Origin of the sequence: Allobosea sp. (assembly GCF_035944895.1) — a bacterium.
Lineage (GTDB): Bacteria > Pseudomonadota > Alphaproteobacteria > Rhizobiales > Beijerinckiaceae > Allobosea.
The window spans coordinates 1-14,376 of sequence record NZ_DASZAT010000011.1 but is presented as its reverse complement, the minus strand read 5'-3'; the positions used below and the strand labels follow the sequence as shown (position 1 = coordinate 14,376).

The following is a 14,376-nucleotide window of genomic DNA, read 5'->3' as shown; positions in this document are numbered from 1 at the left end:
CGAGGTACGGACCTCTTCAACTACTCAGGCGCTGCCCGCGATGAACTTAAGCGAGTCCGTGCGAGATACGAATGACATCGGCCATGACAGCCATGTTCATTCGACCGCCGTCATCAGAAACACGACGCTCGGCGCCTATGTCGATATTGGCGAGCGCGTCAGGCTCAACGAAGTCGCGATGGGCGACTTCAGCTATTTCGACCGCGACGCCATGGCCAACTTCACCTCGATCGGCAAGTTCTGCTCCATTGCGGCGGCGACGCGGATCAACCCCGGTAATCATCCGATGCGGCGCGCGACGCAGCACCACTTTACCTATCGCGCCAAGCGCTATGGCTTCGCACAAGCGGACGATGCCGATTTCTTCCAGTGGCGACGCGACGCGCATGTGACGATCGGCCATGACGTCTGGATCGGCCACGGCGCCGTGGTGCTTGCGGGTGTCAGTGTCGGCACGGGCGCGGTGATCGCCGCCGGCGCGGTCGTCTCCAAGCCGGTCGATCCCTACACCATCGTCGGCGGTGTCCCCGCCAGGCCGATCAAGCGCCGGCACGAGCTCGCCATCGCCGAGCGGCTCATGGCGCTCGCCTGGTGGGACTGGCCTTACGAGCGGCTGAAGGCCGCGTTCCCCGATTTCCAGCGCCTCGATGCCGAGGCGTTCCTGGAGGCATACGACGCCCGCTGAGGGCGGCGCCTCAACGACCCGATGGAGACACCGATGACCCTTCTGTCACGACGCGACCTCGTCGTCGGCGGCGCTGCGCTTGCGGCCGCCACGCGCCTCAGCTCGGCTTCCGCTCAGGTCTCGCGGCCGAACCTGCGCATCGCGGTGCAGGCGCTGCCCGTCACGCTCGAGCCCGTCAACGCCATCAGCAATGTCGGAAACCGCATCACCAATGCGCTGTTCGATACGCTGATCCGGCGCGATTTCTTCGCCGACGGCTCGGGCTCGGCCACCGCGCTGGTTCCCGCCATCGCCTCCGCCTGGAAGCGCGAGGATGGGCGGACGCTCACAGTCACGATCGCCGACAATATCCGCTTCCACAGCGGCGAGCCGGTGACGGCCAAGGACGTCGCCTTCAGCTTCTCCGCCGAGCGCGCCTGGGGGCCGAAGCCGATGGTGCCGCGCGGGCCGCTCTTCTCCGCCGAGTTCGAGAGCGTCGAGGCGATCGACGACAGGACCGTCCGCTTCCGCACCAGGGCCGACGATTTCAGCCTGGAGAAGCGGCTCGCCTCCTGGATCGCCTGGGTAGTGCCCGCGAAGCGCTATCGCGAGCTCGGCCCGGAGGGTTTCGGCCTGAAGCCGGTCGGCACTGGTCCCTACAAGCTCGTCGAGTTCATCCCCGGCGACCGCGTCGTGCTCGAAGCCTTCGACGACTACTATCTCGGCAGGCCGACCGCCCAGCGCGTCACCTTCCAGGTCGTCCCGGAAGTCGCGACCCGCGCCGCCGGGCTCATCAGCGGCGACTACGACATCGCCTGCGCGCTGACGCCGGACAACCTGCCGCTGCTGAAGGGGCAGCCGCATGTCGAGGCACGCTCGGCCATGATCGAGAACATGCACCTGATGGTCTACCAGTCGAATGCGCCGCTGCTCTCGGACAAGCGCATCCGCCAGGCGCTCAATCTCTGCATCGACCGCGAGCTGATCAACAAGACGCTCTGGGGCGGGCTCGCCGGCGTCACCAATGGCTTCCAGATCCCGCAATATGGCGCGAGCTACGACGCGAAGCGGCACGGCTTCAAACTCGATCCCGCAGCGGCCCGCGAGCTGCTGAAGGCGGCCGGCTACAAGGGCGAGGTGCTGAAGTTCCGGACGTTGAACGACTATTACGTCAATTCCGTCGCGGCCATCCAGATGATGCAGCAGATGTGGAAGGCGGCCGGCCTCAATGTCGAGATCGAGATCCTCGACCAATGGAGCCAGGTGCTGGCCCCCGGCATGCAGATCCGCAACTGGTCGAACGGCTTCCAGTTCCCGGATGCCACCACGCCTCTCCCGACCGATTGGGGCCCGAAGGGCTCGGTGCAGAACGAGCATGGCTGGAAGGCGCCGGAGGAGTTCAACACGCTCGCGGCCAAGGTGCGCAGCCTGCCCGACGGCGAGGAGCGGAAGGCCGCCTTCCAGCGCCTGCTCGACATCTGGGAGGACGAGGCGCCGGGCGCGGTGCTCTATCGCCCCGCCGAGATCTACGGCGTCCGCAGCAACATCCGCTGGAAGCCCGTCAGCTTCGAGTTCATGGATCTGCGGCCCTATAACCTCGCCTTCGCCTGACCGGGCATGGCCGGGTCCGAACGCCAACGCGGGGTTTCACTGCTCGAAGCGAGGGGGCTCACTCTCGCTTCGAGCAGCGGTGAGGTTCTGGTCGACGGCGTCGACCTCACAGTGCGCAGCGGCGAAATCCTCGCCCTGGTGGGCGAAAGCGGCTCAGGTAAGAGCCTGACCGCACTCGCTTTGCTCGGGCTGCTGCCCGAGGGCATCGTCAGGCTCAAGGGAGAGGTTCTGCTCGACGGAATCGAGGTAACGGGGCTTAGCGGTCGGCATGCCGCGCTGCGCGGGCGCTGCATCGCTTCGATTTTCCAGGACCCGCAGGCCTCGCTCGACCCGCGCTGGACGGTCGGCCGCTATCTCGGCGCGCAGTTCCGGCGGCATGGCACGGCCGCGGGCCGGACGGTCGCGCAGGCCTCGGTCGAGATGCTGGCCCGTGTCGGGCTCGCCGATTCCCGCCGCATCCTGCGTGCCTACCCGCATGAACTCTCCGGCGGGATGGCACAGCGCGTCATGATAGCCGGTGCGCTCGCCGCCGATCCACGCTTCCTCGTCGCGGACGAGCCGACGACGGCGCTCGATGTCACCACCCAGTCGCAGATCCTCGACCTGCTCGAGGAACTGCAGGCGGAAAGCGGGCTCGGCATCCTGCTGATCACCCACGATCTCGGCATCGTCGCGGAAATGGCCCGGCGGGTCGTCGTGCTCTACGGCGGGAAAGTGATGGAGGCGGGGGGCGCCGACGCCGTCCTGGCCTCGCCGCGCCACCCCTATACCAGTGCCCTATTGGCCTCGATGCCGGACATCGAGGCGCTCCAGCCACCGAAACCCATTCCCGGCACGCCTGGTGACAGGCTCCCTGCCGCATCCGGCTGCCCCTTCCAGCCCCGCTGTGGCGAGGCGATCGGCGACTGCGCCATCCGCCCCCCAGTGCTCACCAGCCGTCACGGCCGAAGCTGGGCTTGTCTCCGGGCCGAGCTTCCCCCGGCACAGCCGGAATCGTGCGGTCCGCATCGACAGGCAATCAGGGAGCGGGCTCTTGTCTCCATTCCTTGAAGCGTCGCCATTGGTGCAGGCGCGAGGCCTGTCACGTATCTATTCCGCCGGCGGTTGGTTCTCTGCCGCTCCGCCGGTGGCTGCCGTCGGCAAGGTCGACCTCGCGGTGGAACGCGGCGAGATGCTCGCGATCGTCGGCGAAAGCGGCTGCGGCAAGAGTACGCTCGGCCGCCTTCTCCTCGGCCTCGAACCCGCGAGTACGGGCGAGGTCCGCTTCGAAGGCCGCAGCCTTCGGGGTTTGCCGGCTCGCGAACAACGCGCCCTGCGCGCGCGGATGCAACTCGTCTTTCAGAATCCGATGGCGGCGCTCGATCCGCGCCTGCCCGTCGGCATCCAGGTTGTCGAGCCTCTGGCGATCCACCGCTCGCTGGCAGCCGGGGCGAACCGGCCGGCGATCGAGCAGTTGTTCTCAGCCGTCGGGCTGTCGGTGGAGCTGGCCGGGCGCTTTCCCCATCAGCTCTCGGGCGGCCAGCGCCAACGTGTCGTGATCGCGCGGGCGCTGGCGACGCAGCCGGATTTCGTCGTGTTCGACGAGCCGGTCTCGGCGCTCGACGTCTCCGTCCAGGCGCAGATCATCGCCCTGATCCGTGGCCTGCAGCGGGAGCGCGGCTTCGCTGGCGTCTTCATCTCGCATGACCTGCGAGTGGTGCGGCACATCGCCGACCGTGTCGCGGTGATGTATCTCGGCAGGATCGTCGAGGAAGGTCCGGTCGCCTCAGTCCTGGCCGCACCCGCGCATCCCTACACGCAAGCCCTCGTCGCCTCGGTGCCGCGCCTGAAACGGGCTCCAGGCGGCGCGCGGCTGCGACTCAAGGGTGATCCGCCCAGCGCCTCGGCCATTCCTCCCGGATGTGCCTTTCATCCGCGCTGCGCCGCCGCCGAGGCGGTCTGCCGCGGCGAACGGCCCGCGCTGCACGCGACCGCGCCGGGGCGCAGTTCCGCCTGCCATTTCAGCGCCCTGCGGAAGCCCGCGGCGCCACCGTTCGAATCCATGAGGCTTTGACCATGCGCGTCGCCACCTACAACATCCAGTACGGCAAGGGCCGCGACGGGCGCTACGACATCGACAGGACCGCCGATGTCCTCGCCGGCCTGGACATCGTCGCGCTGCAGGAAGCCGAGGCCCATTGGGAGCGCTCGGGCAATATCCACCAGCCGGAGCGCATTGCCGAGCGCCTCGGCGGCTATCACGTCGCCTATGGCGCGACGGTCGACATCCACAAGCAACTGGGGGGCCGCAACGTCCGGCGCCAGTTCGGCAATGCGATCCTGTCGCGCTGGCCGATCATCACGACGCGGACCTTCCTGTTCCCGAAGCTCAACCCGGCCAATGGCCATTCGATCCAGCGCGGGATCACCGAAGCAACCATTGAGGCGCCGATCGGCCTGCTGCGCGTCTACAGCACGCATCTGTCGCATCTGTGCGAGGAGGAACGGCTCCAGCACGCCCGGATCGTGATGGAGATTCACCGCCGCGCCGTCAGCGATGGCCCGGCCTCGCATGGCGACCATCCGGATGCGAGCTGGCTCGAGGAACCGCCTCCGCCCGTGCCGGCCGAGGCCATCCTGATGGGCGACTTCAACCTGACACCGGACAGCGCGGCTTATCCCGTTCTCGTCGGCCCGGTCAGCCCGATTTATGGCCGGCTGGCCTTGCCCGACCGCTTCGTCGATGCCTGGGCCGCCGCCGGCAACGCCGAGGATAGCGGCCCAACCCTCTACAAGGACTGGAACGCACGAACGGGCCAGCGCATCGACTATGTGCTGGTGACGCCGGGCCTTGCCGGCCGGATCGCTTCGACGCAGGTCCTGACCGACGCCGACGCTTCCGACCATCAGCCATTCGCCGTCACCTTCCGCGACTGACGGCGGACCATGCTTGGCTTCACGACCATCAAGCTCCTCAGGGCGCTGCTCACGCTCTGGGCGGTGATGACCTTCGCCTTCGTCTTCATGCGGCTGACCGGCGATCCCGCCCGCGAACTCTTGCCCGACAACGCCACCGAAGAGGTCGTCGCGCTGTTCCGGGCGCGCTGGGGGCTCGACCGCCCGCTCTGGGAGCAATATTTGGCCTACGCCGGCAATCTGCTGCATGGCGATTTCGGCCGCTCGCTCGCCAATGGCCGGGAGGCGCTGACCGTGGTGCTGGAGCGGCTCCCGGCGACGCTGACGCTGACCGGCTGTGCCTTCGCGCTGGTGCTCGCCATCGGCGTGCCGGGCGGCGTGCTCGCCGCGCTGAAGCGCGGCCGCAGCCTCGATCGCATCGCGATGCTGATCTGCTCGCTCGGCTACAGCCTGCCGAACTTCGTGCTCGGCGTCGCGCTGATCTTCATCTTCGCGGTCGGGCTGCGCTGGCTGCCGAGCTCGGGCAGCGCGACGCCGGCCCATCTGATCCTGCCGGTCGCGACGCTCGGCTTATCGGGTGCCGCCGTGGTCGCCCGCTTCACCCGCGCGGCCGTGCTGGAGGTGCTCCAGCAACCTTATGTCCGGGCCGCGATCGCCGCGGGCGAAAGCCGGCATGCGGCGATCGTGAACCATGTGCTGCCCAATGCCGCGATCCCGATCGTCACCATCATTGGCTTCTCGCTGGGCGGGCTCGTCGGCGGCTCCATCATCGTCGAGCAGGTCTTCGGCTGGCCCGGCATCGGCCGGCTGCTGGTCGAGGTCGTGGGCTTGCGCGATCTCGCCGTCGTGCAGGCACTCGTCATGCTGTTCGCCGCCAGCATGACCACGGCCAACCTGGCAGTGGACCTGGCCTATGGCCTGCTCAACCCCAAAATTCGCAGGGCGGCCTGAGAGATGAGCGCAAATCCCGTCCGCATTGCCCGCCCCGCGATCGGTCTGCGCTGGCCGGCTCTCCCGCCTCTTGCCGTCACGGTCTCTCTCGCCTGGATCGCGCTCGTCGTCATCGTGGCGATGATCGCTCCGCTGATCGCGCCCTATGACTACGCGGAACAGCAGCCCTTGCTGCGCCTGCGCCCGCCTGCATTGCTCGGATACGACAATCCCTTCCTGCTCGGCAGCGACCATCTCGGGCGCGATGTGCTGAGCCGGACGCTCTACGGCGTCCGCTTCTCGATCGTGGTCGCACTCTTCGGCACCTTGCTCGGCGCCTTCATCGGCATTTCGCTCGGGACGCTCGCCGCCCGCCTGCGCGGCTGGTGGGAAGAGGGCATCATGATGCTCGTCGACATGCAGGCCTCGCTGCCCTTCATCGTTCTGGCGATTACGGCCGTCGCCTTCTTCGGGAAGAGCTTCTGGCTGCTCGTGCTGATCGTCGGCTTCGCCGGCTGGGAGCGTTATGCGCGGCTAACGCGCGGGCTCGTGCTCGACGCCGAGACGGCGGGCTATGCCAATGCCGTTCGCGTGCTCGGCGGCAATTCCTGGCGCATCTATCTGCGCCATATCCTGCCGAACATCGTGAGCGCTCTGATCGTCCAGATGACGATCAACTTCCCGGAGATCATCCTCCTTGAGACGGGATTGAGCTTCCTTGGGCTCGGTGTGCAGCCTCCCTTGACCTCGCTGGGACTGCTGGTCAGCGAAAGCCGCAATTACATCGCTCTCGCTTGGTGGATGGCTGCGGTGCCTGGAGCCGTCGTCGTCCTCACGACGCTGTCGATCAGCCTGATCGGGGATTGGTTGCGCGACATGGCCGACTCGCGATTGCGCTGAACGGCCGGACACGCGCAGCGTTCTTCAAACGGGGACCCAGTGCCGGCCGTCTGCGTCGAGCAGACGGGTCCTGGAGGACGGGGCGTTCGGCGGCGCATCTTGCATGACGCCCTAAGCTGCCGCGAATGCCGAATGGCCGCAGGTGGTCCTGGTCAGGAAACGCTCGTTGGAGCGCTTTCAGGTCCGCTTCCCGGCAGGGGCCGAACGTCCGCTCTTGGCGCCGACTGGAAGCGAATGTCGCTTCAGGACAACTAGTCTTTGAGCGTTGCCCCGAGTGATGTGGCGAGTCTCATGCGCTAGGTGGGCCTAGACTCGCCTTCGTCACTGTCGGTCACGATGAGTTACAAGACCGTCCCCTCATGGCCACCAATGGCCTGGCCGTCGCTATTGAGACGTTCGAAGTGGGAATCTGGTTTTATGCTCACTTCGATGCCGATCCTGGGGGGCAGATGCAGATCAATCTCAAGACGCTGCAGGTTTTTCTGGCGGTCGCCGAGTCCGGCAGCTTCCGCAAGGCGGCCGAACTCGTGCACCGGTCGCAGTCCGCCGTCAGCATGCAGATCAAGCAGCTCGAAGAGCAGATCGGCATGCAGCTGTTCCATCGCACCACGCGGCATGTGCGGCTGACGCCGCAGGGCGAGATGCTGATCGGCGCCGCACGCCGCGGCTTCGCCGAGATCGAGGTGGGCCTGCAGCGGCTCAAGGCCGCTGCAGACATGCAGTCGGGACAATTGTCGCTCGGCTGCGTACCGAGCCTCGCGGCGACCGTCCTGCCCTCGGTGCTCGCTGCTTATCAACGTGACTTTCCCGGCATTCGCGTGACGCTGAGGGAGCTGCCGTCCCAGGAGATGCTGCACGCCATCGCGCGGCAGGACGTCGAACTCGGCATCGGGCCGGACGTGCCCTGGTCCGGCGATTTCAGCTTTGCCCCCTTCGCCAACGATCCGATCCTGGCGCTGCTGCCGAAGGCGTTCGACGACCGGGCCCTGACGGAAATCCCGCTAGTCAAACTGGCCGGCATGCCGGTGCTGATGTACTCGAAGGCGGCGACGCTGCGCGGCGACCTCGAGCGCGAGCTTGCCGCACGCGGCTTTTCCTTCGACATCAGATACGAGATTCTGCACGCGCACACATTGGTCGCGTTCGCCCGCGCCGGACTTGGTGTCGCCATCCTGCCGAAGGTCACGATTCCCGCCCGCCTCGGCTCGGGGTTGCGGGCCGTGCCGATCGTCGATCCGCGCATCGAACGCACGCTCAACATCGTCACCTCGAAAGGACATGCGCTCTCTCCGCCGGCCCATGCGCTGGCGAGCCTGATCGCCGCGCGGTTCCGAACCGGGGTGTTCCTCGCGCCAGATTGAGAAATTTATCTGATCAATCATTGAGATAAATCCGTTTGTCGAAATGATCGGGCGAACCTAGCCTTTCCCCTGTCGCGGAGGGTGGAGCCAGATCATGTCGAGCCATTTCAGCAATGTCGGGCCGCGGCGTCTCCATCGCTCGGAGCTGGCCGTTCCCGCGACCTCGGACAAGTTCTTCCACAAGGCCGCAGCCGGCGTCGCCGACGTGGTGTTCCTCGATCTCGAGGATGCGGTCGCCCCGGCACGCAAGATCGAGGCGCGGGCATCCGCGATCGCCGCGCTCGGCTCGGTCGACTGGGGCCGCAAGACGATGGCGGTCCGCGTCAACGCACTGGATACGGCCTGGGGCGTGCGCGACGTCATCGAGGTGGTCACACAGGCGCCGCGGCTCGACCTCGTCCTGCTGCCGAAAGCGTCCTCGCCTGCCGATGTCGCCTTTATCGACACGCTGATCGGCGGCATCGAACGCGAGCTGGGCCGGCAAAAACGCATCGGGATCGAAGTCCTGATCGAGACGACGCTCGGTGTCGCCAATGTCGAGGCGATCGCGGCATCCTCGCCGCGCCTGGAAGCCATGATCTTCGGCGTCGGCGACTATTCGATCGAGCTCGGCACCTGCGGCGAGCAGATCGGGGCCTCCGATCCGCGCTACGCCGTACTGGCAGGCGACAGAGCCGGCGCCAGGTGGCGGCATCCGGGCGATCAGTACCATTTCGCGCTGGCGAGAATGGCCAATGCCTGCCGTGCCTACGGGTTGCGGGCGATCGATGGCCCGTTCGCCAATTTCGGCGATCCGGAGGCCTATCGCGCCAGCGCGGAACGCGGGGCTGCGCTCGGCTGCGAGGGCAAATGGGCGATCCACCCCTCGCAGATCGCGCTCGCCAACGAGGTCTTCTCGCCGCCCGCGCGCAGGGTCGCTTGGGCCCGCGACATCCTGGCCGAGATCGAGCGGGCCAACCGCGATGGAGCCGGCGCCTTCGGCCGCGACGGCGTCCTGATCGACATGGCCGTCGAGAAGATCGCGCGCAGCGTCCTGGTGCGCGCCGAGCTGGTCGAGACGGCGGCGGCCGCGTCATGACCGCGGCAAGGCCCCTCGCCGGCATTCGCGTCCTCGATGCCGCGACCTTCATCGCCGCGCCGTTCTGCGGCACGATCCTGGCCGATTTCGGCGCCGAGGTGATCAAGATCGAGCAGCCGGGCAGCGGCGATCCGCTGCGCAAGTTCGGCACGGTCACCGAATGCGGCGACAGCCTGGTCTGGCTGAGCGAGGCCCGGAACAAGAAATCGCTCACGCTGGATCTCGGCACGCCCGCCGGCGCCGAAGTGTTCCGCCAGCTCGCCGCGAAGTCGCAGGTGGTGCTGGAGAACTTCCGGCCCGGCACCTTCGAAAAGTGGGGCCTCGGCTTCGAGGCACTGAAAGCCGTCAATCCCGAACTGATCCTGCTGCGGATCAGCGCCTACGGGCAGACAGGGCCCTATCGCGGCAAGCCCGGCTTCGCCCGCATCGCCCACGCCTTCAGCGGTCTCTCCTTCCTGGCCGGCGAGCCGGGCCGCGCGCCGGTCATGCCGGGCTCGACCTCGCTGGCCGACTACATGTCCGGCATGTGGGGGGCGATCGGCGTCATGATGGCGCTGCGGACCGTCGACCAGGTCGGCGGGCAGGTGATCGATCTCGGACTCTACGAATCCGTCTTCCGAGTGCTCGACGAGATCGCGCCGGCCTACGACAAATACGGCGTCGTCCGGGAGCGGCTCGGGGCGGACACGATCAATGTCGTGCCGCACAGCCATTACCCGACACGGGACGGCTGGGTCGCCATCGCCTGCTCCAGCGAGAAGATGTTCGAACGGCTCAGCCGGGTGATCGGGCGCCCGGAGCTCGCACAGCAACCCGAATACGCGACCATGCAGGCCAGGCTGGCCCGCCGGGAGGAGGTCAACGCCATCGTCCAGGGCTGGACCTCCACGCGCACCACGGCGCAGGTGATGGCAGCCTGCGAGGCGGGCGAGCTGCCTTGCGGCCCGCTGAACTCGATCGCCGACATCTTCGAAGATCCGCAATACGCCGCGCGGGAGAACATGGCGCGCACCGCGACGCGAGCCGGCGAGATCGTTCTGCCGACAGCCATTCCGAAATTGTCCGAGACGCCGCCGGCCTTTGAGCATGCCGGGCCGGCTCTCGGCGAACACACCAACGAAATCCTCGGCAGGATTCTCGGCATGACCGAGCACGAGATCGGGGCTTTGCGCGCTGCCGGCGCCGTCTGAGCCGAGGGACCGGCGAGCACGACCGACAGCAGGAGGATTTGTCCATGTCACGTCAGATGAAGCTCATCGCCTTCATGCAGGCGCAGAACTGCACGAATTACACCGGATCGTGGCGCCATGCGGCCTCGGCGACGAACTGGCACAGCAAGGACTATTACGAGCACATCGGCCGCGTTCTCGAGCACGGCAAGTTCCACCTCGCCTTTTTCGACGACCGGCTCGCGATCCCCGACCGCTTCGGCGACGATTTCGTCCAGACGGTCGCCAACGGCATCCGGGCAGCGAAACTCGACCCGATGATGACGGCGCTGACGATGGGACTGGCGACCGAGAAGCTCGGCATCGGCGCCACCTACTCCACGACCTATTACGAGCCCTTCCACGTCGCGCGGATCTTCGCCTCGCTCGACCTCATGCTCGGCGGGCGCGCCGCCTGGAACGTCGTGACATCGCTCAACGACTCCGAGGCGGCGAATTTCGGGCGCAGCGAGCATCTCGCACACGACCTGCGTTACGACCGGGCCGACGAATTCATGGAGGTGGTCCTCGGCCATTGGGACAGCTGGGAAGATGGCGCGATCGTCCATGATCGCGAGGGGGGCGTCTTTGCCGACCCGGCCAGGGTCGGCCGGCTCGACCATCGCGGGCCGTTCTTCCAGTCGCGGGGCCCGTTCACCGTCCCACGCTCCCCACAGGGCCATCCGGTCGTGATTCAGGCGGGGCAGAGCGGCCGCGGCAAGGCCTTTGCCACGCGCTGGGGCGAGTTGCTCTTCGTGATCTATCCCAGCCTCGCCGTCGGGCAGAATTCCTATGCCGAGCTGAAGATGCAGCTTGCGGCCGCCGGCCGGGAAGCGACCCCCATCACGCCTGCGGTCTACGCGATCGTCGGCGAAACCCGCGCGATGGCCGAGGACAAGCGCGCCTATCTGGAAAGTCTCGCCAAACCCGCCGACGCGCTTGCGCTGCTCTCGGAGGTGTTGAACTACGACTTCTCCCGGAAGGCCCCGGGCGATGCCTTCACGGACGAAGAACTCGACGCGATCGGTGGCCTGCGCGCCATCCGCGACCGGGCGATCCGGATGTCCGGCAAGACCAATCCGACGGTCGAGGAGTTCGTCCGCGCCAGCGGTCGCGGCACGCTCTCCGAGTTCCCGATCTTCATGGGCACGCCGGCCGAGGTCGCCGACCAGATGCAGGAATGGTTCGAGAAGGCCTGTGACGGCTTTGTCATCTCGGCCACGCACAGCCCCGGGGCCTATGAGGATTTCGTCCGGCTGGTCGTGCCGGAACTGCAGCGGCGCGGACTGTTCCACCACGACTACGAGGGGAGCACCCTGCGCGGGAACCTGGGCCTGACCAGGCCGGAGCCCAGGGCATGGCGCAGCGAGAGACCGCAGCCCGCGCTGGCCGCGCAGTAAGGCGCCGACATGATCACCGGAGGATCGCCATGAACAGCCGCGCCGTCATCGACAAAGCGCCACTGGTTGTTGGAATCGGCGGGACGACCCGCCCGGACTCATCATCGGAGCGCAGCCTGCGCCTGGCACTCGACAGGGTCCAGGCCCTCGGCTGCCGCACGCGCCTGTTCGCAGGAGGCGATCTCATCCTGCCGCTCTACGAGCCGGGCACGCATGAGCGGGCGGCGGAGCCGTTCCTGTCGGCCATACGCCAGGCCGACGCCCTGGTGATCGCCTCGCCCTGCTACCACGGCGCGGTGTCGGGGCTGGTGAAGAACGCGCTCGACTATCTCGAGGAGACGGCCGGGGATTCCTCGCCCTATCTGCACGCCCGCGCCGTCGGCCTGATCGCCTGCGGTTATGGCGGCCAGGGGCCGGCCATGGTGCTGGCGCAGCTGCGTAACATCGTCCACGCCTTGCGCGGCTGGCCGACCCCGCTCGGGATCGCGCTCAATTCGGCAATCGTCCGGTTCAACGACGGGAGCTGCTCCGATCAACACACCGCAGCGCAGATCGAGCTCATGGCGGCGCAGCTCGCCGATTTCGCCGGCGCCGGACGGCGGCACCAGGCGGCCGTGAAGGGAGCAGCCTGACCGTTCGCGGCGCGCGATGGGGCGTTCGGGCGGCAGGCCAGACTGTCCGCAGCCGGCACAAGACCGGTGCGATGGGACAACAACAATTGTGAGGGAAGGAAACAAGATGCTCAAACGTCAGATCGGAATCCTGCTCGGCGTCGCGCTGGCGGGCCTGTGCCATGTGGGTGCCGGCGCACAGGAGTTTCCGTCGCGCCTCGTCAAGCTGATCGTTCCGCAGGCACCGGGCGGCACCACAGACGTGGTCGGCCGCGCCCTGGCGAACAAGCTCGGCGAGAAATGGAAACACGGGATCGTCGTCGAGAACGTCGCCGGTGCTTCGGGAGCGATCGGCACCCAGCGCGTCGCGATCTCGCCGTCCGACGGCTATACGCTGCTGTTCACCTATGAGGGCTCGCAGGCGATCAACCCGCATGTCCTCGCCAACCAGAACTTCGACGCCGTCAAGGACTTCACCCCGATCGCCACGGTCGCTCGGGCGGGCTTCATGGTCGTCGCGAGCCCGAAGCTGTCGGCCAGGACCTTCTCCGAGCTCCTGGCCCTGGCGCGGGACAAGCCGGACGCTCTCACCTATGGCAGCGCGGGGCCGGGATCAGCCAATCACCTGATCGCGGAGATGATCAAGAGCGCGGCGAAGATCCGCATCCAGCATGTGCCCTACCGCGGGGCACCCCAGGCGATCACGGATGTGATCGGCGGCCAGATCGACAGCGCCGTCGCGTCGATTCCGTCCGTCATCGGCCAGATCGATTCAGGCAGCCTGCGCGCATTGGCCGTGACGAGCGCGAGCCGTTCGACGGCGGTTCCCAACGTTCCGACCATTGCGGAATCGGGCGTGCCGGGCTTCGACGTCACGCCCTGGTGGGGCGTGTTCGGGCCGCCCGGCATGGACCCGAAACTGGTCGCCAGGATCGCCGCCGACATCAACGAGATCGTGAAGGCGGACGATTTCCGCGCCGTGCTCGCCAAACAGGGAGCCGAGCCTTTTGCCTCGAACACCGAAAGCTTCGGCAAGCTCGTGGTCGCCGATATCGCCAAATGGGGAAAGATCGTCCAGGCGATCGATCTTAAGCCATAAGGTGGGACGATGTAGCCCACACTCCTCAGGTACATTGAATCCGACGATGTGTTTCCGCACGCAATCCTCGTCACCTTCACCACCGGCGGCGGTGGGAGCCCGCTTTCCGACAGCGGGGCGACGTCTTCTTTTGGCGCAACGCACGAGCGGCGGAAGCATTATGATGATTTCAGATGCGGCATCCCGATGGAGGATGCGTCATGCTTGTCGAAGCTCAGCAGATTGATCCGCGTCCGGCTTGGAACACAGGACGTATTATAGGTCCGAAGCCGCCACTGAAGCCGCGTCACATCTGGGCTATCTGGACACGGTTGCATCACGAATGCCGTATGCGAGATTTGGCAATGTTTGGCCTGCTGCCGGTTCTGTGGACAGTCGGTTAGGCTAATCCGACCTTCTTTTCGAACTCGACGGGGCTGAGATAGCCGATGGTCGAGTGCCTGCGGATCGTGTTGTAGAAGCGCTCGATGTAGTCGAGCACATCAGCCCGGGCCGCGTCACGGGTCAGGTAGCGCTTGTCCCTGATGCGCTCGGTTTTTAGGGATGAGAAGAAGCTCTCCATGGCAGCATTGTCCCAGACGTTACTTGAGCGGCTCATCGAGCAGGTGACGCCGTTTTC

At 66.8% G+C, this 14,376-nt stretch carries 14 protein-coding genes; 13 read left to right on the top strand and 1 reads right to left on the bottom strand.

From position 1 onward, the window contains the following. Positions 1-58 precede the first annotated feature (58 nt). From VGV58_RS22050 to VGV58_RS21990, 13 genes are all read left to right on the top strand, one after another. Positions 59-685 carry a DapH/DapD/GlmU-related protein gene (locus VGV58_RS22050; RefSeq protein WP_326876196.1) on the top strand — a complete coding sequence of 209 codons (627 nt, stop codon included), beginning with the start codon at positions 59-61 and terminating at the stop codon, positions 683-685. 33 nt (positions 686-718) lie between these two features. Continuing rightward, positions 719-2,275 carry an ABC transporter substrate-binding protein gene (locus VGV58_RS22045; protein WP_326876195.1) on the top strand — a complete coding sequence of 519 codons (1,557 nt, stop codon included), beginning with the start codon at positions 719-721 and terminating at the stop codon, positions 2,273-2,275. Positions 2,276-2,281: 6 nt separating this feature from the next. Continuing rightward, positions 2,282-3,325 (top strand): ABC transporter ATP-binding protein, encoded by a 1,044-nt coding sequence (locus VGV58_RS22040; protein ID WP_326876194.1) that lies wholly within the window; start codon positions 2,282-2,284, stop codon positions 3,323-3,325. After that, on the top strand, positions 3,309-4,328 hold the full coding sequence (locus tag VGV58_RS22035) for an ABC transporter ATP-binding protein (RefSeq protein ID WP_414644051.1): 1,020 nt from the start codon (positions 3,309-3,311) through the stop codon (positions 4,326-4,328). Before VGV58_RS22040 ends, VGV58_RS22035 begins: the two co-directional genes overlap by 17 nt. 2 nt (positions 4,329-4,330) lie before the next feature. Then, entirely contained in the window at positions 4,331-5,191 is an 861-nt protein-coding gene (locus tag VGV58_RS22030) for an endonuclease/exonuclease/phosphatase family protein (protein WP_326876193.1), read from the top strand. A gap of 9 nt (positions 5,192-5,200) precedes the next feature. After that, positions 5,201-6,121, top strand: coding sequence for an ABC transporter permease (locus VGV58_RS22025; RefSeq protein WP_326876192.1), 921 nt, complete (start codon positions 5,201-5,203; stop codon positions 6,119-6,121). Between the two features lie 3 nt (positions 6,122-6,124). Continuing rightward, positions 6,125-7,000 carry an ABC transporter permease gene (locus VGV58_RS22020; protein ID WP_326876191.1) on the top strand — a complete coding sequence of 292 codons (876 nt, stop codon included), beginning with the start codon at positions 6,125-6,127 and terminating at the stop codon, positions 6,998-7,000. A gap of 359 nt (positions 7,001-7,359) precedes the next feature. Then, the gene (locus VGV58_RS22015; protein ID WP_326876190.1) at positions 7,360-8,361 is read left to right on the top strand and encodes a LysR family transcriptional regulator; all 1,002 of its coding nucleotides are present in this window, start codon (positions 7,360-7,362) and stop codon (positions 8,359-8,361) included. Between the two features lie 94 nt (positions 8,362-8,455). Beyond that, positions 8,456-9,439, top strand: a complete 984-nt coding sequence (locus VGV58_RS22010; RefSeq protein WP_326876189.1) for an HpcH/HpaI aldolase/citrate lyase family protein — start codon at positions 8,456-8,458, stop codon at positions 9,437-9,439. Continuing rightward, entirely contained in the window at positions 9,436-10,629 is a 1,194-nt protein-coding gene (locus tag VGV58_RS22005) for a CaiB/BaiF CoA transferase family protein (protein WP_326876188.1), read from the top strand. The genes VGV58_RS22010 and VGV58_RS22005 overlap by 4 nt, the downstream gene beginning before the upstream one ends. Positions 10,630-10,673: 44 nt before the next feature. After that, the gene (locus VGV58_RS22000) at positions 10,674-12,047 is read left to right on the top strand and encodes an LLM class flavin-dependent oxidoreductase (RefSeq protein ID WP_326876187.1); all 1,374 of its coding nucleotides are present in this window, start codon (positions 10,674-10,676) and stop codon (positions 12,045-12,047) included. A gap of 29 nt (positions 12,048-12,076) precedes the next feature. Then, positions 12,077-12,679 carry an NADPH-dependent FMN reductase gene (locus VGV58_RS21995; RefSeq protein ID WP_326876186.1) on the top strand — a complete coding sequence of 201 codons (603 nt, stop codon included), beginning with the start codon at positions 12,077-12,079 and terminating at the stop codon, positions 12,677-12,679. Between the two features lie 106 nt (positions 12,680-12,785). Further along, the gene (locus tag VGV58_RS21990; protein WP_326876185.1) at positions 12,786-13,757 is read left to right on the top strand and encodes a Bug family tripartite tricarboxylate transporter substrate binding protein; all 972 of its coding nucleotides are present in this window, start codon (positions 12,786-12,788) and stop codon (positions 13,755-13,757) included. A gap of 379 nt (positions 13,758-14,136) precedes the next feature. On the opposite strand, the gene VGV58_RS21985 is transcribed toward VGV58_RS21990, so the two are convergent. Further along, on the bottom strand, positions 14,137-14,376 hold a 240-nt coding region (locus VGV58_RS21985), incomplete at its 5' end, for an IS3 family transposase (protein ID WP_326876184.1).

Excerpts from the sequence above, each read along its gene's own strand:
- VGV58_RS22045 (WP_326876195.1), top strand. The coding sequence starts at position 719 with ATGACCCTTCTGTCACGACGCGACCTCGTCGTCGGCGGCGCTGCGCTT.
- VGV58_RS22040 (WP_326876194.1), top strand. The coding sequence starts at position 2,282 with ATGGCCGGGTCCGAACGCCAACGCGGGGTTTCACTGCTCGAAGCGAGG.
- VGV58_RS22030 (WP_326876193.1), top strand. The coding sequence starts at position 4,331 with ATGCGCGTCGCCACCTACAACATCCAGTACGGCAAGGGCCGCGACGGG.
- VGV58_RS22025 (WP_326876192.1), top strand. The coding sequence starts at position 5,201 with ATGCTTGGCTTCACGACCATCAAGCTCCTCAGGGCGCTGCTCACGCTC.
- VGV58_RS22020 (WP_326876191.1), top strand. The coding sequence starts at position 6,125 with ATGAGCGCAAATCCCGTCCGCATTGCCCGCCCCGCGATCGGTCTGCGC.
- VGV58_RS22015 (WP_326876190.1), top strand. The coding sequence starts at position 7,360 with ATGGCCACCAATGGCCTGGCCGTCGCTATTGAGACGTTCGAAGTGGGA.
- VGV58_RS22010 (WP_326876189.1), top strand. The coding sequence starts at position 8,456 with ATGTCGAGCCATTTCAGCAATGTCGGGCCGCGGCGTCTCCATCGCTCG.
- VGV58_RS22005 (WP_326876188.1), top strand. The coding sequence starts at position 9,436 with ATGACCGCGGCAAGGCCCCTCGCCGGCATTCGCGTCCTCGATGCCGCG.
- VGV58_RS22000 (WP_326876187.1), top strand. The coding sequence starts at position 10,674 with ATGTCACGTCAGATGAAGCTCATCGCCTTCATGCAGGCGCAGAACTGC.
- VGV58_RS21995 (WP_326876186.1), top strand. The coding sequence starts at position 12,077 with ATGAACAGCCGCGCCGTCATCGACAAAGCGCCACTGGTTGTTGGAATC.
- VGV58_RS21990 (WP_326876185.1), top strand. The coding sequence starts at position 12,786 with ATGCTCAAACGTCAGATCGGAATCCTGCTCGGCGTCGCGCTGGCGGGC.